This window comes from Mycobacterium bulgaricum (genome assembly GCF_041287165.2).
Classification (GTDB): domain Bacteria; phylum Actinomycetota; class Actinomycetes; order Mycobacteriales; family Mycobacteriaceae; genus Mycobacterium; species Mycobacterium bulgaricum.
Genome location: NZ_JBGGKV020000003.1, coordinates 367,624 through 386,768 on the forward strand (window position 1 = coordinate 367,624; position 19,145 = coordinate 386,768).

The 19,145-nt window shown below is 69.3% G+C and carries 20 protein-coding genes; 7 read left to right on the plus strand and 13 right to left on the minus strand.

Translation table 11 applies throughout. From position 1 onward, the window contains the following. Position 1 precedes the first annotated feature (1 nt). Entirely contained in the window at positions 2-1,156 is a 1,155-nt protein-coding gene (locus ACAG24_RS12675; RefSeq protein ID WP_370473407.1) for an AI-2E family transporter, read from the minus strand. A 77-nt stretch (positions 1,157-1,233) separates the two neighbouring features. On the opposite strand from ACAG24_RS12675, the gene ACAG24_RS12680 reads away from it, so the two are divergent. Genes ACAG24_RS12680 through ACAG24_RS12690 form a run of 3 tightly spaced genes read left to right on the plus strand, consistent with a single transcriptional unit; the run spans position 1,234 to position 3,973 of the window. After that, positions 1,234-2,358, plus strand: coding sequence for a lysylphosphatidylglycerol synthase transmembrane domain-containing protein (locus ACAG24_RS12680; RefSeq protein ID WP_370473408.1), 1,125 nt, complete (start codon positions 1,234-1,236; stop codon positions 2,356-2,358). A 9-nt stretch (positions 2,359-2,367) separates the two neighbouring features. Next, complete coding sequence (locus ACAG24_RS12685) at positions 2,368-3,618, plus strand: M23 family metallopeptidase (protein WP_370473409.1); 1,251 nt, start codon at positions 2,368-2,370, stop codon at positions 3,616-3,618. Further along, a complete protein-coding gene (locus ACAG24_RS12690) occupies positions 3,605-3,973 on the plus strand; it encodes a DUF3054 domain-containing protein (protein WP_370473410.1) in 369 nt (122 codons plus the stop codon). Before ACAG24_RS12685 ends, ACAG24_RS12690 begins: the two co-directional genes overlap by 14 nt. Here the strand turns inward: ACAG24_RS12690 and ACAG24_RS12695 are convergent. The 4 genes from ACAG24_RS12695 to ACAG24_RS12710 all read right to left on the minus strand — a co-directional run bounded on the left by ACAG24_RS12695 (position 3,962) and on the right by ACAG24_RS12710 (position 7,053). Next, a complete protein-coding gene (locus tag ACAG24_RS12695) occupies positions 3,962-5,314 on the minus strand; it encodes a HAMP domain-containing sensor histidine kinase (protein ID WP_370473518.1) in 1,353 nt (450 codons plus the stop codon). The genes ACAG24_RS12690 and ACAG24_RS12695 overlap by 12 nt on opposite strands. Continuing rightward, positions 5,311-6,057 (minus strand): response regulator transcription factor, encoded by a 747-nt coding sequence (locus ACAG24_RS12700; protein ID WP_370473411.1) that lies wholly within the window; start codon positions 6,055-6,057, stop codon positions 5,311-5,313. The genes ACAG24_RS12695 and ACAG24_RS12700 overlap by 4 nt, the downstream gene beginning before the upstream one ends. 8 nt (positions 6,058-6,065) lie before the next feature. Continuing rightward, positions 6,066-6,467, minus strand: a complete 402-nt coding sequence (locus tag ACAG24_RS12705) for a heme-binding protein (protein WP_370473412.1) — start codon at positions 6,465-6,467, stop codon at positions 6,066-6,068. A gap of 151 nt (positions 6,468-6,618) precedes the next feature. Beyond that, complete coding sequence (locus tag ACAG24_RS12710; protein WP_370473413.1) at positions 6,619-7,053, minus strand: hemophore; 435 nt, start codon at positions 7,051-7,053, stop codon at positions 6,619-6,621. A 279-nt stretch (positions 7,054-7,332) separates the two neighbouring features. Between ACAG24_RS12710 and ACAG24_RS12715 the strand changes: the two genes are divergently transcribed. The 3 genes from ACAG24_RS12715 to ACAG24_RS12725 are packed head-to-tail and all read left to right on the plus strand — an operon-like array spanning position 7,333 to position 11,429. Next, complete coding sequence (locus ACAG24_RS12715; RefSeq protein WP_370473414.1) at positions 7,333-10,242, plus strand: MMPL family transporter; 2,910 nt, start codon at positions 7,333-7,335, stop codon at positions 10,240-10,242. Positions 10,243-10,250: 8 nt separating this feature from the next. Then, positions 10,251-10,754: an XRE family transcriptional regulator gene (locus ACAG24_RS12720; protein ID WP_445206186.1), complete on the plus strand. Its 504-nt coding sequence runs from the start codon at positions 10,251-10,253 to the stop codon at positions 10,752-10,754. Positions 10,755-10,757: 3 nt separating this feature from the next. Continuing rightward, a complete protein-coding gene (locus ACAG24_RS12725) occupies positions 10,758-11,429 on the plus strand; it encodes an alpha/beta fold hydrolase (RefSeq protein ID WP_370473415.1) in 672 nt (223 codons plus the stop codon). On the opposite strand, the gene ACAG24_RS12730 is transcribed toward ACAG24_RS12725, so the two are convergent. The 4 genes from ACAG24_RS12730 to ACAG24_RS12745 form a co-directional block, all read right to left on the minus strand. Then, entirely contained in the window at positions 11,426-12,184 is a 759-nt protein-coding gene (locus ACAG24_RS12730; RefSeq protein WP_370473416.1) for a class I SAM-dependent methyltransferase, read from the minus strand. The genes ACAG24_RS12725 and ACAG24_RS12730 overlap by 4 nt on opposite strands. Then, positions 12,177-13,133, minus strand: coding sequence for a methylenetetrahydrofolate reductase (locus ACAG24_RS12735; protein ID WP_370473520.1), 957 nt, complete (start codon positions 13,131-13,133; stop codon positions 12,177-12,179). Before ACAG24_RS12735 ends, ACAG24_RS12730 begins: the two co-directional genes overlap by 8 nt. 112 nt (positions 13,134-13,245) lie before the next feature. Continuing rightward, on the minus strand, positions 13,246-13,935 hold the full coding sequence (locus ACAG24_RS12740; RefSeq protein ID WP_370473417.1) for a hypothetical protein: 690 nt from the start codon (positions 13,933-13,935) through the stop codon (positions 13,246-13,248). Then, positions 13,932-14,519: a hypothetical protein gene (locus ACAG24_RS12745; RefSeq protein ID WP_370473418.1), complete on the minus strand. Its 588-nt coding sequence runs from the start codon at positions 14,517-14,519 to the stop codon at positions 13,932-13,934. The genes ACAG24_RS12740 and ACAG24_RS12745 overlap by 4 nt, the downstream gene beginning before the upstream one ends. Positions 14,520-14,559: 40 nt before the next feature. Between ACAG24_RS12745 and ACAG24_RS12750 the strand changes: the two genes are divergently transcribed. Beyond that, positions 14,560-16,545, plus strand: coding sequence for a M13 family metallopeptidase (locus ACAG24_RS12750; RefSeq protein WP_370473419.1), 1,986 nt, complete (start codon positions 14,560-14,562; stop codon positions 16,543-16,545). An 18-nt stretch (positions 16,546-16,563) separates the two neighbouring features. Here the strand turns inward: ACAG24_RS12750 and ACAG24_RS12755 are convergent, their stop codons facing one another. The 4 genes from ACAG24_RS12755 to ACAG24_RS12770 form a co-directional block, all read right to left on the minus strand. After that, a complete protein-coding gene (locus ACAG24_RS12755; RefSeq protein WP_370473420.1) occupies positions 16,564-16,911 on the minus strand; it encodes a nuclear transport factor 2 family protein in 348 nt (115 codons plus the stop codon). A gap of 82 nt (positions 16,912-16,993) precedes the next feature. Continuing rightward, entirely contained in the window at positions 16,994-17,446 is a 453-nt protein-coding gene (locus ACAG24_RS12760; RefSeq protein WP_370473421.1) for a thiol-disulfide oxidoreductase DCC family protein, read from the minus strand. A gap of 76 nt (positions 17,447-17,522) precedes the next feature. Continuing rightward, entirely contained in the window at positions 17,523-17,936 is a 414-nt protein-coding gene (locus ACAG24_RS12765) for a hypothetical protein (RefSeq protein ID WP_370473422.1), read from the minus strand. Further along, positions 17,933-19,144 (minus strand): DUF58 domain-containing protein, encoded by a 1,212-nt coding sequence (locus ACAG24_RS12770; protein WP_370473423.1) that lies wholly within the window; start codon positions 19,142-19,144, stop codon positions 17,933-17,935. The genes ACAG24_RS12765 and ACAG24_RS12770 overlap by 4 nt, the downstream gene beginning before the upstream one ends. Position 19,145 lies beyond the last annotated feature (1 nt).

The following is a 19,145-nucleotide window of genomic DNA, read 5'->3' on the forward strand; positions in this document are numbered from 1 at the left end:
GTCAGCCTTCCGTGGCTTCGACGTTGTCGGGTTCTGCGTTGACCAGGCCTTCGTCGTCGGCTTCCATCGCCGCTTCCTCGGCCTCGGGGTCGTCGGCGACGAGCACCCGGATCGCGCTGTTCAGGAACGCCAGGACAGGCACGGCGAGTAGCGCACCGACGATCCCGGCGAGCACGCCGCCGCCGGCGATCGCGAGCACGATGGCCAGCGGATGGATCGCGACGGCGCGGCCCATCACCAGAGGTTGCAGGACGTGACCCTCCAGCTGCTGGACGGCGATGATCAGGCCGAGCGTGATGAGCGCGAAGATCCAGCCTTTCGCGATCAGCGCCACGACGACCGCGAGGAATCCGGTCACCAGCGCACCGACGAGCGGCACGAACGCGCCCATGAACACCAGCGAGGCCAGCGGCAGCGCCAGTGGCACGCCCATGATCGCGAGGCCGACTCCGATGCCGATCGCGTCGACGGCCGCGACCAGGAACGTCGCGCGGATGTAGCCGATCAGCGACCGGAAACCCGCCCGGCCCGCATCGCGCACCCGACCCTGCACGTGCTTGGGGAACACCTTGGTGACGAACCCGAAGATGTTGCGGCCGCCGTGCAGCAGGAAGATCAGCGTGAAGAACACCAGCAACGCACCGGTGACGATCTCGGTCAGCGTGCCCGCCGTGGACAACGCACCGCTGGTCAGCTTCTCCTGGTTGCTCTGAAGAGCCTCGATCGCCGTGTCACGTGCCTGGTTGATCTGCTGGTCGCTGACCTGCAACGGGCCGTCCGTCAACCATTTGCCGACACCCTCGATGCTCGTCGACACCTGGCCGACCAGGGCCGGCGCACCTTCGACGAACTGGGTGACGACGAACGCCAGCAGCGCACCGAACAGCGCGATGCTGGTGAGCAGCACCAGCGCGACCGCACCGCCACGCGGAGCCCCTCGCCTGTCGAGGAAGTCGACCACGGGCAGCAGCAGCGCGGCGATGATGGTCGCGAGCGCGACGGGCACCACGATGATCTCGAGCCGCAGCGTCATCCACAGCACGGCGAGCACCGCGCCGAAGATCACCAACAGGCGCCACGACCAGGCCGCCGCCTGGCGCACCAGGGGTGTGACCGACGCGTCGGCGGAGGAGTCGAGGGACGGGCGGGCGGGCATCCCGGTAGCGTAACGGGCTCGCCCGCCCGAGCCCCGGATCTGCGGTTTCCGGCTCTGTTCGGCTTAGTCTGTAGGGCGTGTCCCACGAGGCGCCCGCGAGCGACACGCAGGCCGGAGCTGCCGGCCGGGACCGAACCCGCGGCAAGTACTGGTGGCTGCGTTGGGTTCTGATCGCGCTGGCCGTCATCGTGCTGACCGTCGAGCTGGCGCTGGTGCGCGATCAGCTGGCCAAGGCGTGGGCGAGCCTGGTGTCGGCCAACGTGCTGTGGGTGCTGGCCGCCGTGGGCGCGGCGATGGCTTCGATGCACAGCTTCGCCCAGATCCAGCGCACGCTGCTGCGGTCGGCGGGGGTGCGCGTGCACCAGTGGCGCTCCGAGGCGGCGTTCTACGCGGGCAACGCGCTGTCGACGACGCTGCCCGGCGGCCCGGTGCTGTCGGCGACCTTCATCTATCGGCAGCAAAGACTTTGGGGCGCAACGCCTTTGATGGCCTCCTGGCAGCTGGTCATGTCCGGCGTGCTTCAGGTCGTCGGGCTCGCGCTGCTGGGCCTCGGCGGCGCCTTCCTGCTGGGCGCCAGCAAGAACCCGCTGTCGCTGATCTTCTCGCTGGGCGTGTTCGTCGCGCTGGTCCTGCTCGCCCAGGCGGTGGCCACCCGACCCGAACTCATCGAGGGCATCGGCGTCCGCGTGCTGACGTGGGTGAACTCGGTACGCGGCAAGCCGCCGCAGACCGGTCTGGCCAAATGGCGGGAGATCCTCGCCCAGCTGGAGTCGGTGCAGCTGGGCCGTCGCGACCTCGGCGAGGCGTTCAGCTGGTCACTGTTTAACTGGGTCGCCGACGTCGCCTGCCTGCTGTTCGCCTGTTATGCCACCGGCGGGCATCCGTCGCTGGCCGGGGTCACCGTCGCGTACGCGGCCGCCCGCGCGGTCGGCTCGATCCCGCTGATGCCGGGTGGTCTGCTCGTCGTGGAGGCGGTACTGGTGCCCGGCCTGGTCTCCAGCGGGATGTCGCTGGCGTCGGCGATCTCGGCGATGCTGATCTACCGACTCGTCAGCTGGATTTTCATCTCGGCCATCGGGTGGGTGGTGTTCTTCTTCATGTTCCGCACCGAGAGCGGGATCGACCCCGACCCCGAAGCGCCGGACGCTCCGGAGGAAAGTTCCGGCGATCCCCCTCAAGACCCCAGCGAACCCCGAAAGTAGCTGCGCCACATGCAGATTCGTTCGACCCTTGCCGGCCTGTCCGTCGCAGCGCTGCTGTGCGCGTCGTGCGCGTCCTCACCCGAGACCACGCCCGCAGCCACCAGTGCGGCCCCGCCGCCCGTGGCCACGCCCGTTCCGGCGCCCTCGGCTGCGGACAGCCCGTCGGTCGCCACACCGCTGGTGGGCCGCGTCCTCGCCGCACCCATCCCGGTACCGGCCACGGACGGCAAGATCCACCTGGCCTACGAGCTGATGGTCACCAACACACTGGCCCAGGACGTGACCCTGACGTCGGTCGAGGTGCGCGCCGACGACCACGACGGCGACGCCCTGCTCACCCTGCCCCGCCAACGCCTTCAGTACTGGACCCGGGTGCTCGGAAACCCCACGCCCACAACGGTGATCGGTGCCGCGCAAACCGCGACGGTGTGGCTCGACGTGGCGCTGCCGCCCACCGATCCGCTCCCCCGGCAACTGATCCACGCCGTCTCGATCACCGTGCCCGACCCCATGCCGCCTCTTTTCCCCGGCGCGATGACCGAAGAGGTCGCCCCCGTCACCGTCTCGACGCGCACGCCCGTCGAGATCTCACCGCCGCTGGCTGGCCCGAACTGGCTGGACGGCAACAGCTGCTGCGACATGACCGCGCACCGGATGGCGCTCAACCCGATCAACGGCGACATCTGGGCGGCCGAACGATTCGCCATCGACTACGTGCAACTCGGCCCCGACGGCCGGCTGTTCACCGGCGACAGAGCCGATACGGGGAGCTACCCCTACTTCGGGGCCGACATCCTCGCGGTGGGCGACGGACCGGTGGTCAGTGTGCTGGACGGGCTGCCGGAGCAGGTCCCCGGTGCCACGCCGACGGGACTGACGCTGGGCGAGTACGGCGGCAACCACATCGTCCAGGATCTCGGTGACGGCAACTACGCGTTCTACGCGCACCTGAAGACCGGGTCGGTCAAGGTCAAGCCCGGCGACCGGCTGACCACCGGACAGGCCATCGCATCGCTGGGGAACACCGGCAACTCGGACGCACCGCATCTTCACTTCCATGTGATGAGCTCCCCGGACCCGCTTCGCTCCGACGGTGCGCCGTTCGTGTTCCGGTCCTACCGGGTCGACTCCAGAACCACCGCAGACATCGACCCCCTGCTCGACGGCGAGCCAGCCGAACTCGTGCCGGGCTTCGCGCCGCGCGACGAAAACAGCACCAGCCCACTGGTTTACGATGTGATGACCTATGCCGACCGCTGACCGTTCCCTCGTTCTGAAGGCGCTTGCCGCCGACCTTCTCTGCGTCGTGGTGTTCTGCACCATAGGGCGGCGCAGTCACGCCGAAGGTCTGACCGTCGCCGGTATCGCCGAGACGGCGTGGCCGTTCCTGACGGGCACCGGGGTGGGATGGCTGCTCGCGCGAGGCTGGCGACGCCCGGTCTCGCCGGCGCCGACCGGCGTCATCGTCTGGGCGGCGACCGTCGTGGTCGGGATGCTGCTGCGCAAGGTGACCTCGCAGGGCACGGCGACGAGCTTCATCGTCGTCGCGTCGTTGACCACCGCGGTGTTGCTGCTCGGGTGGCGCGGGGCCACCCACGCGCTCTCACGGCGCTGAGGCAGTCTCTGAATCCTGGGGCAGCTCAGGCGAAGTCGACACCACGAGGGTCGCACGCAACCCGCCGAGCGGCCCGTCGGTGAGCGCGATCGCCCCGCCGTGCAACTCGGCCTGCTGAGCAACCAGCGCCAACCCCAGCCCTGAGCCGCCCTGCGCGGCGTTGCTGCCCCGTGAGAACCGCCCGAGCACCGTCTCGTGTTCGTCGGCGGGAAGCCCCCGCCCGTTGTCGTCGACGACAATCGTGATCTCGTTGGCGTCCCGGTGCGCGGCCAGCACGATGCGGGTGGCCGCGCCGTGGGTGATCGCGTTCCGCACCAGGTTGTCCACGGCCAGCCGCAGCCCGCTGGGCCACCCCAGCACGGTGCCGAGGTCGTCGGCCGCCTCGATGTCGATCTGCACGTCGCGGCTCACCCGCATGTTCTCCCGCGCCACGCGATCGAGCAGGTCGGCGATGTCGATCACCTCGCGGTCCTCGGCCTGGGCCAGCTGACCGGACGCCAGCTGGCCCAGCGCTGTGATGATGCCTTCGACCCGGCGCTGGGCGCGCGACAGGTCGGCGACGACCTCGGCCCGTTCGTCGTCGGGCAGGTTGTGGATGCGCAGCGTGTCGAGGTCGGCGCGCATCGCGGTCAGCGGCGTGCGCAGTTCGTGCGCGGCGTTGGCGGCGAAGTCCTGGGCGGCCTGCAGCGAGTTCGTGGTCGCCCGCTGCGCGGCGGCGAGCCGGTCCAACATCGCGCTCATCGCTTCGGAGAGGTCCTCGGCTTCGCGCACACCGTGCACGGCCGGGATCTGCTCGCTGCCGTCGCCCAGCTGCTTGGTGTGTTCGGTCAGTTTGCGCAGTGGACGGATCGCCGGACCGGCCAGCAACCAGCCGAGAACGGCGGCCAGCAGCACGGTCACCACGCCGACCCCGATGTAGAACGGAATCCGGGCGCGGCTCAACAGGATGCTGTCGGCGCGGATGCCGATCGACATCAGCACCCCGCCGTCTTCTTCCACCGGGATCGTGCGCACCCGATACTCCACGCCGTTGACGATCACGGTCTCGGTGCCCGGCGGCAACGCCGGCAACTGGAAGCCGCGCTGGAAGACGACCTGCCCCGAGGAGCGCGAGCGCCCCGTCTGCAGCACGCCGCGGCGGGGGTCGCTCAGCTGATCGGGAAACCCACTGGCGTCGACGATCGCGTCGAGCCGCCGATCCAGTTGCGCCTCATCGTTGTTGGCCAGCACCACCGAGGTGAGAAGGGTGAAGGCGGCGACGACCGCAGCCGCGGCGGCCGCCGCCGCGATGGCAACCCTGGTGCGCAGAGACGCCGACCGGAGAAACCTGGGAAGTCTCAGGGCTCTTCCCGAAGCACGTAGCCGATACCGCGCACCGTGTGGATGACGCGGGGCAGCCCGTCCCGCTCGAGCTTGCGGCGCAGATAGGAGACGAACACGTCGGCGACGTTGGTGTCGACGTCGAAGTCATAGCCCCAGACGAGCTCCAGCAGCCGCTGCCGGCTCAGCACCACGCCCGCATTCTCGGCGAGTGCGGCAAGCAGATCGAACTCCCGCTTGGTCAGCTCGACCCGTTCGCCGGCGACGAACACCAGCCTGCGCGCGGTGTCGATGGTCAGTGAACCGACCGTCATCGAATCGGAGGTCGGATCGGAGTGGTGTGCCCGGCGCAGCAGCGCATGCAGCCGGGCGACCAGCTCGCCCAGATCGAAGGGTTTGGTGAGGTAGTCGTCGGCGCCCGCCTCAAGGCCGGCGATGCGGTCGTTGACGGTGTCGCGCGCCGACAGCACGCAGATCGGGATGTCGTTACCGAGTGCGCGCAGCGCGGTCACCACGGCGACACCGTCGAGCTCGGGCATCTGCACATCGAGTACGAGCGCGTCGTGGGACTCGCTGGACAGCAGTCGCAGCGCTTCCCTGCCCGTCGCCGCAACGCGCACGTCGAACCCGGAATGTCGCAGACCTCGGGCGACCGAGGTCCGGACATCCGGGTCGTCGTCCACCATGAGAACCGTCCGGCCCGCGCCGTCCTGGGCGGACAGCTCCCCCGCGCGAGCGGGAGGACTATCCACCCTGTCCCGCATCGTCGTGCTTAGAAGTCGGGTCCGTCCGGATCCTGCGGGGTGAAGCCGCAGCGGTGCTTGATGTCGGCGAGCGGCTGACGGACACCCTTGAGCTCGGCCTCGATCTGCGGGTTGGCGGCGAGGTACTCGGCGACCTCGGCGTCGATCTGCGCGCGCGGTGCGCCGTGCAGGTTGCTGAAGAAGGTGTTCACCTCGGGGTGGGTGAACAGGTAGGCCGAGGTGGCCGCCGAGACACCGGACGCGACGCCGGCGAAGTCGGCCGCGGTGCAGTTCGGCGGATCGTTCTGCGGGACGGGCTGAGCCGAAGCCGGCGCAGCACCGAGGACGCCGAACAGCACAGCGCCGGACACCGCACCCGCGCCCAGCACGCCTGCTACCGCACGGCGCACCATGGGGGCCGAGTTCAACATGAAGGCTCCTTCTTCAGAAGAGGTTGACAGACCGCGCCGAGATCGGCCGCCGGTCGAGACCATCCTAGAAAGCTAAGCAGACGCGCCGCGCACTTTCTTGCCTAGCGGTTAACCAATCGTGAGAAAGTCCGCAGGCCGATCCCGCGGTGAACTACCGCAGGCCGGCGTTCTGCGCCGCGGGCAACACCGGGCTCTGCTGGGCCGCCTGCACGAGCCCGAGGGCCTGCGGCAGCGTGAGGGGCAGCTTGCACCGGGCCGACAGCGACTGCAATGGCGACTGCAGCCGTTGCAAGTCCGAGGCGACCTGTGGGTTGGCGTCGAAGTAGGCCTTCAGCGCGGCCAGCGACTGCGGCCCCTCCTGCTGCTGCGAGATCGCGGTGATCGCCTGGTTGGTTTTCGGATTGGCCTCGAGGTAGTTGCCCGTGTAGGTGGCCACCTCGGCCACCGTCTTGGCGACCTCGCTGGCCGCGCATGGATCGGGTGCGGCCTGGGCCGCCGGACCGGACACCACCGTGGCCCCGGCGGCGAACACGGCGATCGCGGCCGCGCGGGTGGCGGACAGCGTCGCGCCCCTGACTGGATGCATGACGAACTCCTAACAGTTCGCTAACGCCGCAGGCGTTCGGCAAATAAACTGCGATCATTAGCGGTGTCGTTGCGCGGGGTCCCCGACCCGGTAGCTCTCGAACCACATACTGCCATCGCCCCGCGCCTGCCGACCACTTCAGTGGCCCGCATGCTGGCATTAGAGCTGCATGAGGCATTGCTGGCAGGGTCATTGGGGACGGCCGCCTGACAGCAACCTGCTGTACGCTTCCGCTACGAAAGGCCGGGGAGAAAGCGGGGAGTTCCCATCCAGCAGTTGATGATGCGCGTGAGCAGCAACCTGCGCCGGTTCCGCTGGGCAGTGTTCACCGTGTGGCTGTTGCTTCTGGTGCCCTCGGTGTACCTGGCGATGAACCAGGCCGGCAACCTCACCGGCGGCGGCTTCGAGGTCGCCGGCTCCCAATCGCTGTACGTGCAGCGCCAGCTCGAGGCCCAGTTCCCCGATCAGGGCGCCTCACCCCTGGCTCTCGTCGCCGCGCCGCGCGCGGATGCGTCGTTCGAGGACATGAACCAGGCCGTCGCGCATCTGGAACGGCTGGCCGCCGAGGTGCCCAGCATCACGGTGATGCCGAACCCCGCCCAGCCGCCGCCGCAGCCCGACCGCCCGTACGTCATCACCCTGCAGCTGGACTTCGAGAACACCGGCGCGGTCGACATCGCCAAGCAACTACGGGAGAAGGTCGGCGTCGACGGTGAAGAGCCGGGCGAGATGGAGAACGGCAAGGTCCGCCTCTACGTCATCGGCCAGGGCGCGCTGGGCGCCGCCGCGACGGAGGCCACCAAGCACGACATCGCGCAGGCCGAGAAGTGGAACTTCCCGATCGTGCTGGTCATCCTGCTCGCGGTGTTCGGCTCGCTGGCCGCCGCGGCGATGCCGCTGCTGCTGGGTATCTGCACCGTCGTCGTGACGATGGGCGTCGTCTTCGTCCTGTCGATGTACATGACGATGTCGGTGTTCGTGACGTCGACGGTGTCGATGTTCGGCATCGCGGTCGCGATCGACTATTCGCTGTTCATCCTGATGCGGTTCCGGGAGGAACTGCGCGCGGGCCGAGAACCCGAGGACGCCGCCGACGCCGCGATGGCGACCTCGGGCCTCGCGGTGGTGCTGTCGGGCCTCACGGTCATCGCATCGGTCACGGGCATCTACCTGATCAACACCCCTGTCCTGCAGTCGATGGCCACGGGCGCGATTCTGGCCGTGGCCATCGCGGTGCTGACGTCGACGACGCTGACGCCTGCCGTGCTGGCCACCTTCGGTAGGCGTGCGGCCAAGCGATCGTCCTATCTGCACTGGGGCCGCGGCGTCGAGGCGACCCAGTCGAAGTTCTGGACGCGCTGGACCGGCTGGGTGATGCGCAGGCCGTGGCTGTCGGCGATTGCCGCCGCCGCGCTGCTGCTCGCGTTCGCCGCGCCCGCGTTCTCGATGATGCTGGGCAACAGCATGCAGCGGCAGTTCGACGCCACCCACGAGATCCGGGGTGGTGTGAACGCGGCGGCCGAGGCGCTCGGCCCCGGCGCATTGGGGCCCGTGCGCGTACTCGTCACGTTCCCCGACGGCAACGCGGCCTCCGCACCCGCGAAAGAACCCCTGCTGCAGACGCTCCGGCAGAAGATGGCCGAGGCCCCCAACACGGTGTCGGTGTCCCCGCCGGTGTTCGGGACCGACTACCGCAGCGCACTGCTGTCGGCCGTGCTGTCGGTCGATCCCGAGGACATGGGCGCCCGCGACACGATCGACTGGCTGCGCGAGCAGCTGCCACCGGTCGCCGGGGACGGGGCCCGCATCGACGTCGGCGGGCCGACCGCGCTGATCAAGGATTTCGACGACCGCGTCGCGGAGACCCAGCCGCTGGTGTTCGCGTTCGTCGCGCTGATCGCGTTCGTGATGCTGCTGGTCTCGATCCGTTCGGTGTTCCTCGCCCTCAAGGGCGTCCTGATGACCGTCCTGTCGGTGGCCGCCGCGTACGGCTCGCTGGTGGTCGTGTTCCAGTGGGGTTGGTTGCAGGATCTGGGCTTCGAGAAGATCCCCTCGCTGGACAGCACCATCCCGCCCCTGGTGCTGGCGCTGACGTTCGGCCTGTCCATGGACTACGAGATCTTCCTGCTCACCCGGATCCGAGAGCGTTTCCTGCAGACCGGCAACACCCGCGACGCCGTCGCCTACGGGGTGTCGACCAGCGCCCGCACCATCACCAGCGCGGCGCTGATCATGATCGCGGTCTTCATCGGCTTCGCGTTCGCGGGCATGCCGCTGGTCGCCCAGCTCGGCGTGGCGTGTGCGGTCGCGATCGCGGTGGACGCGACGGTGGTCCGCCTGGTGCTGGTGCCCGCGCTGATGGCCGTGTTCGACGAATGGAACTGGTGGCTGCCGCGCTGGCTGGACCGCATCCTGCCGTCGGTCGACTTCGAGAAGCCGCTGCCCAAGGCCGACATCGGCGACCTGGTCATCATCCCCGATGACATCTCGGCGCTGGCCCCGTCCGGGTCCGACCTGCGCACCGTGGTGAAGTCTGCCGCGAAGTTCAAAACCCTTGCGCCACAAGCGATCACCGTTGCCGACCCGCTCGCCTTCAGTGGCTGCCAGCCGTACAGCAAGATGACGGGCACCCGGGTCGGGCGCGACGAGCGGGTCACGGCCGCGGTGACCAACCGGGCGCACGGCAAGACCGTCGCGGTGAAGCTACCCAAGCATCCGGTGACGATGTGGCGCGGCAGGCTCGACGTCGCGCTCGACGCGCTGGCCGTCGCACGGGCGGCTCAGGAAGCGTCCCGCATCGAGCGGATCAGCCCGATGGAGACCACCAACGTGCTGCTGCCCACCGGTGACAGGCTGCAGATTCCGACCGGCGCCGAGACGCTGCGGCTGAAGAGCTTCCTGATCATGGAGCGCAACGCGGCCCGCGACTACAACGATTTCGCCGAGCTGGTGGATTCGATGGACGTCAACACCGCGGCAGAAGTGCTGGCGGGCATGGACCGGTATTACTCTGGTCAATCGGCGCGCGGACACTGGGTGGCAACACAGTTGGTGCGTCGACTGGCCGAGCCCGCGCCGTCCGACGGACCGGACATCGCGGCGGCCGGAGCTGACGGAGAGACCGAATGGGCCAGGGTGAGGCAGCGCTGCCTCTCGGTTGCGGTGGCCATGCTGGACGAAGCGAGGTGACCTCGAACGTGACCAAGCCCCCTGAGATTCGAGGGGCTGCGGACGCTTCGACGCGCAGTCGCGCCGTGCCCCCTTCCGGCGACAACCGGCCGGTGGAGTTCTGGCCGACCGCTGCGATCCGCGCGGCACTGGAGAGCGACGACCTCAATGTGTGGCAGCGCATCGTGGTGGCGATCAAGCGCGACCCGTATGGCAGGACCGCGCGTCAGGTCGAGGAAGTGCTGGAGACGGCCCGCCCCTACGGGGTGTCCCGGGCCATGTCGGAGGTGCTGATCCGCACCCGTGAGCACCTCGAGGCCAACGAGTGCGCCGAAGTCGCCCGCCACGTGCACCTGCTGCTGGAGCGCTCCGGGCTCGGCGAGCAGGAGTTCGCCTCACGCATCGGCGTGCCCGCCGAGGACTTCGCCGCCTACCTGCGAGGCAGTGAGAGCCCCGCGGCGTCGCTGATGATCCGCATGGGCCGGCTCTCCGACCGGTTCGCCAAGATGCGTTCGCAGCGCAGCAGCGACTGACCCATGGCCCACCTGCTGATCCCGGGTGCAGGTGGCAGCGCCTGGTACTGGCACCGCGTCGTCCCCCTCCTCGAACAGGCCGGGACGGCCGTCATCGCAGTCGACCTTCCCGCCGACGACCCCGAAGCCGACCTGCTGACCTACGCCGACGTCGCGACCGTCGCGGCGATGGACGCCGACGGCCCGCTGACGGTCGTCGCGCAATCGTTGGGGGCCATGACCGCCCCGATCGTGGCCGAGCGTCTGCCGACGGCGTCGCTCATCCTGCTCAACCCGATGGTCCCCGCACCCGGGGAATCTCCCGGCAACTGGTGGGCCAACACCGGCCAGAAGCAGGCGCAGGTGGACTACTTTCGCGAAATCGGGCTGGAAAGAACCGATTTCGATCCCGTCGAGGACTTCTTCCACGATGTGCCTCCCGAGATTCGCGACGATGCGCTGAGCCGCCCCGAGCCCGAGCAGTCGGATGCGCCGTTCGTCGAGCCGTGGCCGCTGCCGGACTGGCCCGGCGTTTCGACGCGCGTGCTCGCCGGCAGCGAGGACCGGCTGTTCCCGCTGGAGTTTCAGCGGCGGGTGGTCCGCGATCGTCTCGGCCTCGAGGTCGAGGTGATCCCCGGCGGGCATCTGGCGGCGCTCAGCCATCCCGAAGAAGTCGCGGCAGCCCTTCTCGCCTAGCCGTGTCGCAGGCTCAGCACGTGCCCGGTCACGCGTCCGTCGCCGAGCAGCCGACCCATCTCGTCGGACTGTTCCTCGGACAGCCGCCACGCCTCCTCGTGGCCGTGCCGCCGACGCAGAGCATGCTCGACCGCATCCACCTTCGACTGCCACTCGGCAGGGATCTCCGGCAGGTCGGCGGTTCTGCGCCTACGCACGACGGTCAGTTCGGCTGCCGAAAGGAGCTGTTGCAGCGACTCCTCGGTCGGGAAATGATTGCCCTCGGGCTGGTCCTGCGGCGACAACTCCGCCTCGGCGAGGAACACCACGAGCCCGAGCCGTCCGGGAGCCCGCGTCACGCGCCGCAACTCCGCCAGCAGACCGGCCTGGTCGGGCATCGTGCACAACACACCGAGGCTCCACGCCGCGTCGAAGACCGCGTCGCCGAAGGGCAGTTGGGACGCGCTGGCCCGCGTGGCCGGGAAGCCGAACAGTGACCGGGCCGCGCGGCACGCGCCCCCTTCGGGGTCGACCAGCACCGGGGTGACGGCGCGCCGCTGCTCGGCAAACGCCGCGGGCCCGCCGACGCCGGCGCCGCAGTCCAGCAACGACTCTCCCTGCCCGAGTTCGAGTTCGTCGACGAGCCAGTCCAGGGCGGCGGGATTGCCGCTGCCGCGACAGCCCGCGGGGATGAAGAACTCCGGGCCGAGGTCGCGGGCGACCTCTGCGGTCCATTCGGCAACCGTGTCGAACTCGGCCGACATCGCCTCACTCATTGCTGGCCACCAATGCTCGAATACGCTGTCCTACTTCGGCTTTGATCTCCGCACCAGCCCGCGTGCCCGCGGAGGAGGCCAGACCGGAGATGTTGACACCGACGACCCCGTCGATGGCGAGCAAGGCGCGAGCTTCGTCGACAGCCGCCGCGATGCCGGCCTCCCGCGGGTCGGGCGAGGCAAGGATGGACTTGACCACCGCATCGTCGAGTGCGAGACCCGGAAGCCCCTGCAGCACTGCGGCAGACACCTCGTCGGTCACGACCGCGGCCGCCGCGAGCACCGGGATCGTCAGACCGGCCGCGCGGGCGGCGGCCATGAACTCCGCGACCATCGCCGGCGTCGACACATGGTTGAGGACGGCCAGCCGGGCGCCGGCGCGCTGCTTCTGAACCAGCCGCTGTGGCCGCTGGGAAACCGGTGGCGCTGTGGGGGTTTCGGGAACCGCCGGCGTCATCTCCAGCGACGCCGCCAGCGAGACCAGCCGCGGGCCGTCGAGGTCGAACGTCTGGGTGACATCGGGGCGCACGTCGTAGGCGCGCCCGTCACCGGTCACGCACAGCACCGTCTGTACCCCGACGAGTTGCAGCCCGCGCAGTTCCTGCTCCAGAACCACGCGGTTGCGGTCCCGGCACGACAGCGTTATCCACGGTTGGACACCGCTGTCGAGCAGTGTGCTCGCCGTCAGGACGGGTGGAAAGTCGGGACGGTTCTGGTGCTCGCCGACCAGCACCGCGTCGCAGGACCCGGAAAGCGCCGCCGCCGTGGCGGTCATGTCTTCCAGGTCGAAAGGGGAGCAGCTGAAATCGGTCAGGACCAGCGGCGCGGTGACCGCGAACGCCTCGGGCACCGGTCCGTCCCACGGGACGACATCGGGGAACACGCAGGGACCGGTCCGCATCTCGCACTGCCCGTCGTGCCGGACCCCACCGCAGGGGCCGAACTGCATTCGCTTCGGACAGTCCACGTCCACAACCTGCGCCAAGGCAGCGCCCCTTCCTCCCGCGTCTGGCCCCACGGTGTTCCCGCCGCGCGGCCCAAGTAGTCCCCCCGCGCCGAACTCAGCGGGAGTGGATCGGCGAGACGTCCTCGACCACCCAGCGGCCGTCGCTCTTGGCCAGCGCGACCCGCAGCGCGAGCACCGCGGTGTCGGGCTGTCGCCCGGGCGAGGACTGGGTGCCGCGCAGGATGACGGCCACACTGGCCGCATCGGGGCCGATGGCCTCCACGCCCGCCGACACGGTGCTGGCCTGAGCCGAGATGTTCCGGCTGCCCAGATCCTTTGCCACTGCGGCGAACTCGTTCTTGAACCGCTCCGCGCTCTCGGGTGACATCATGCCGGCGGCGCGGTCGATCGACGAGGTCGGGTTCTGCGGGGTGAACGTGGCGGAGGCCTCGGCGACGCTGCTGGCGATGCCGGTCACCTCGGCGCTGTCCTCGTTCAGCGTGCGGTCGGGGACCGTCCACTGGACGTAGCCGACGACCGCGGCGGCCACCAGCGCGGCGGTGGCCATCCCGACGACGGCCAGCCGCAACCCGGGCCCGTCGTCGTCGGTGCCGACGGTCACGGCGTCGCGGCGCGCGAGCGCGACGTTGACGATGACGCCCTCGACGACGAGGACGCACAGCACCGAGCACACCGACACCCACCACAGCGGCCACGCCAGCGCGATGCCGATGTACACCAGCGCGAGCACCGCGGCGGCGGGGGCGAGCACGTCGATGGCGAGCACGCGGAGCCGGTTCCTCATCGGATCGGCTCCAACCGGGAGATGAGCAGCTTGCCGTCGACGTCGGTGACGTCCATCCGCAGCGTCCAGCGCACGGTCTGGGGTTCCTCGGTGCCGGAGTTCTCACTCAGCGACGTCGCGATCACCATCACCGTGTCGGTGCGCCGCGAAAAGCCCGACAAGTCCTCCTCGTCGGGCGGCTGCGCGCCGGGCTGGTCGTGATGGATGGTCTCGATGGCGACGGAGTCGACCTGGCCCCTGGTCTGGGACTGCAGGGTCTGCACCAGCCTGCGGAACGGCTCCACGCTGGTCTCGAAGTCCGCGTTGAGCTGTCCGACGGTGCCCTCGTGGAGCTTGGTCATGTCGGCGTCGACGGTGTCCTTGCTCATGTTGATCAGGACGCCCGTCCAGTCGGCGGCGGTCTGCAGCACCTGGGTGCGGTACCGCAGTTCGTCGGTCTCGCCGCGGTGGCCCGCCCACACGACCGCCGCCAGCACCAGGGCCGCGACGGCCACCACACCCAGCACGGCAGAGGCGACTCCGAAGGCGCTGAAGACGCCGCCACCACGCGGTTCGTGCTCGGGGACCTGCTCGTCGTCGGGCATGCGCGTGAGGGTACCTGGACGTTTCTGGCACGCTGGTGGGGTGACGGTAGAAGCATCCCCGAATCTCAAGTCCGGTATCGACCTGCGCTACGTCGACGCTGATGCCCGCCCGCAGGACGACCTGTTCGGTCACGTCAACGGCCGCTGGCTCGCCGAGTACCAGATCCCCGGCGACCGGGCGACCGACGGCGCCTTCAGGACGCTCTACGACCGTGCCGAGGAACAGATCCGCGACCTCATCGCCGAAGCGGCCGACGCCCATGCTCCCGAGGGCACGGATCAGCAGCGCATCGGCGATCTGTACGCGAGCTTCATGGACGAGGAGACGGTGCGCGAGCGTGGCCTGCAGCCGCTGCTCGACGAGCTGGCCACCGTCGACGCCGCCGACTCACGCGAGGCGCTGGCCGCGGTACTGGGCTCGCTGCAGCGCAGCGGCATCGGCGGGGGCACCGGCCTCTACGTGGACACCGACTCGAAGGATTCGACGCGCTACCTGCTTCACCTGAGCCAGTCGGGAATCGGGCTGCCCGACGAGTCCTACTTCCGCGACGAGCAGCACGCCGAGATCCTGGCCGCCTACCCCGGGCACATCGCTGCGATGTTCGCGCTCGTGTACGGCGGCGATCATGCCCAGACCGCTGCGAAGATCGTCGCGCTGGAGACCAAGATCGCGGCCGCGCACTGGGATGTGGTGAAGCGTCGCGACGCCGACCTGACCTACAACCTGCGCACCTTCACCGAGGTCGCCGACGAGGCACCGGGCTTCGACTGGACGGGGTGGCTGGGCGGCCTCGGCGCCAGCACCGAGCAGGCGTCCGAAGTCGTTGTGCGTCAGCCGGATTACCTGACCGCGTTCGCGGGGCTGTGGGCCGGCGAAGATCTCGAGGACTGGAAGAACTGGCTTCGCTGGCGCGTCATCCACGGCAGGACGTTCCTGCTGACCGACGAGCTCATCGCCGAGGACTTCTCGTTCTACGGCAAGCGGTTGTCGGGCACCGAGGAGATCCGCGACCGCTGGAAGCGCGGCGTCTCGGTCACCGAGAGCCTGATGGGTGAGGCGCTGGGTCGCCTCTACGTCGAGCGGCACTTCCCGCCGCAGGCCAAGGCGCGGATGGATGAGCTGGTCGCCAACCTGCGGGAGGCCTACCGGGTCAGCATCAACACTCTCGAGTGGATGACGCCCCAGACCCGTGAGAAGGCGCTCGTCAAACTCGACAAGTTCACGCCCAAGATCGGTTATCCCGCGAAGTGGCGCGACTATTCGTCGCTGGTCATCAAGCGCGACGACCTGTACGGGAACTACCGTCGGGGATACGTTCTAGAGTACGACCGCGATCTGGGCAAGCTGGGCGGGCCGGTGGACCGCGACGAATGGTTCATGACGCCGCAGACCGTCAACGCCTATTACAACCCTGGCATGAACGAGATCGTGTTCCCGGCCGCGATTCTGCAGCCGCCGTTCTTCGACGCCGACGCCGACGACGCCGCGAATTACGGCGGGATCGGGGCCGTCATCGGCCACGAGATCGGCCACGGGTTCGACGACCAGGGAGCCAAGTACGACGGTGACGGCAACCTGGTGGACTGGTGGACCGACGAGGACCGCGCCGAATTCGGTTTGCGCACAAAGGCGTTGATCGAGCAGTACGAGCAGTTCACCCCGCGCGGCCTGGATCCGGCCCACCATGTGAACGGCGCCTTCACGGTCGGCGAGAACATCGGCGATCTCGGCGGCCTCTCGATCGCACTGCTGGCCTACAAGCTCTCACTGGGCGGCGGGGAGGCCCCGGTGATCGACGGGCTGACCGGCGAGCAGCGGGTGTTCTTCGGTTGGGCGCAGGTATGGCGCACCAAATCGCGTGAGGCCGAAGCGATCCGGCGCCTCGCGGTGGATCCGCACTCTCCGCCGGAGTTCCGCTGCAACGGGGTCATCCGCAACATGGACGCGTTCTACGACGCGTTCGGCGTCGGTGCCGACGACGAGCTCTACCTGGAGCCCGAGCGCCGCGTCCACATCTGGAACTGACACCCCGGCGGGTACCCGCTATGCGGGCAGGAACTTGGCAGTGTCGTAGTACGTGCGGAAGGCGACGATCGCGTCGTCGTCGCCTTCGAGCACGCTGACGCCGTCGTACTCGAAGTCCGCACCGTCACGCAGATGTCCGTGCGACGTCCACTCCAGATAGGCGACGTTGTCGTCGGTGACGGTGTGCCGGAACGTCGCGTCGATGTCGTCGAACACCTCGCGGTACTGCTCCCAGAACGTCCGTGCGCCGCCTTTGCCGTGCTGCTCGTGCGGTATGCCCGCCTTGCTCAACGTCGCGTCGTCGCCGAACAGCTCGATCAGCGGTTCGACGTCGCCGCTCTGATGCAGCTCTCCCAGTGCTTCCACGAATCTCTCGGTCAAATCGTGCATATCGGCGCAATACCCGGCAACGGTGCCCTGATACCAGCGCGAACGGATCCGTAATAACTCAGTCCAGGAAGCGGGCCCGCACGTCCGGTGCCGGGATGGGACAGGTGTCGTGGGTGCCGAAGATGCGGTACCGCACCCGCGCGAAACCGTCATACAGCGCATCGCGGAGCGCGGCGGGGACGACACCGGCAACCCGCAGCACCCGCCAGGGACCACCGAGGTAGCCGGCCACGCGCAGCGCGGCGTCCGATTTCACGGACACCTTTTCGTCGGGCCGGCCCGGCCTCTCGACGAACACCACGGAGTCGACGTCGGCCAGAAACGGGTGTCGCTCGATCACGCCCTCGGCGAATTCGCCCTGGAGGGCGGCGAACCGCAGGTCGCCGTGGGGGTCGAGCTTCAGAATGGTCTGCACGGCACCGTTGCAGAATCCGCAGATTCCGTCGTACAGCAGTGCGGGCGCCACGTCGGTCTTCACGTCGGTCTTCACGTCGGTCGTCGTTTCGCTCATGAGTACCTCCTCGTACCGCTCGCAGAGTTCCCCGGCCGTCGGCAAAGATGCCGACTGTGACCGACGGAACGCGGCGTCAGCGCGAGGCGAGGAGCGGCCGCAGCGCCAGCAGGTATCCCGCGAGGAGCGCCAGCGGGGCGGCCAGCGGCAGCCACGGCACATGCACCGGCAACACGACCACCACGGCGGCGGCCAGCGCGAAGCCGACGGCGAACGTCATCGTCGGCACGGTCGGATCGGTATGCCGCAGCACCAGATACACCGCGGCGGACAAGCCGGCGAGAAGCGTGTGCATCGGCGCGGCGTCGGCGAACACCACCGTCGCCACCACCAGCAGCACCGCGACGGTGGCCGCGGGGCGCCACCATGCCGATGCGATGACGGCCGCCACCGCGACACCGGCGACCACCAGCGCGGGGCCGTCGGCGCGGTAGGCGGCGGCGCCGACCATCAGAAAGCCGAGGGCCACCGGCAGCAGCGTCCGCGTCATCGCCGGGACCTGTGCACGGGGACCAGAGCCATGGCCTGGTCCAGGGTCGCGTCGCCCGGCCACCCCACGATGTCGACGCCGACGGTGGCCATGTCGCGGTACATGAAGGAGCGCTGCATCGCCCACATGCGGTGGACCAGCGGGTCGTGCTCCCCTTCGACCGGGCTGCCCTCGAGGACGTCGACCGCGACCACCGGATGCCCGCGCTTGCGCAGATCGATGAGCGCCAGCGCGAATTCGGTGTCCAGCATGGTGGAGAACGCGATGACGATCGCCCCGGTCGGCACGGCGGGGCGCGGCGCGAGTGTGCCCGTCGCGGTCTCGTAGGTGTCTGCCGCGCCGAGCATGGTGTCCAGGATCCGGTAGAACTGGCGCTGGCCGATGTCGGCGCCCAGCCACCGGGTGGTGCGGCTACCGAGGGCGACGAGCCCCGCCCGGTCGCCGTAGCGCAACGCACTCTGAACCACCTGCGCTGCGCCTCTGGCCGTCCGCTCGGTCGCCGCGGTGGCCGGCCCCGGCGGCTGCGGATATGTGTCGACGAGCACCACGACATCGGCGGCCCGGTCGGTGAGCCGTTCGGTCACGTGCAGTGCGCCGCGCCGTGCGCTGACCGGCCAGTTGACGGTGCGCAGCTGATCGCCGGGGACGTACGGCCGGATGTCGGCGAACTCGACGCCGGGCCCGGTGTGGCGGGTGAGGTGGGTGCCGAGCCTGTCGAGCAGGTCGGTGCGCGGGATGCCCGTGGATTGCGGTGGCGCGACGGGGAATACGCATACCTCGGCCGCATCGGCGGTGCCCGTCCCCTCGACGAGCCCGCCTCTGCCGCCGACCCGCACCGTCGCCCTGATCGGGTAGCGGCCCCAGCGAGCGGCCCGCACGGTCACGGTCCCGGCTTCGCTGGAAAGCTCCATACCGGCGACGGCGGTGCATGTCAGCGACACCGGGCTACCGTCGTCGGCGCTCGCCGACACCGTCAGCTGCGCCTGCTCGTCTTCGAAACATCGTTGGAACAGCGGGTTTCCGTCGACGTTCACCGACGGCACGCGGCGCTGCCAGCCGATCGAGCAGAGCACGCCGACCAGCGGTGCCGCGAACGCGACGAGCTCCCACCTGCCCGTCACCAGCGCGCTTGTGATCGCGACGGCCGCGCCTGTCGCGATCGACCTGGCCAGAGCTGATGCACGCCAGCGTAACTCGACGGGCACCATG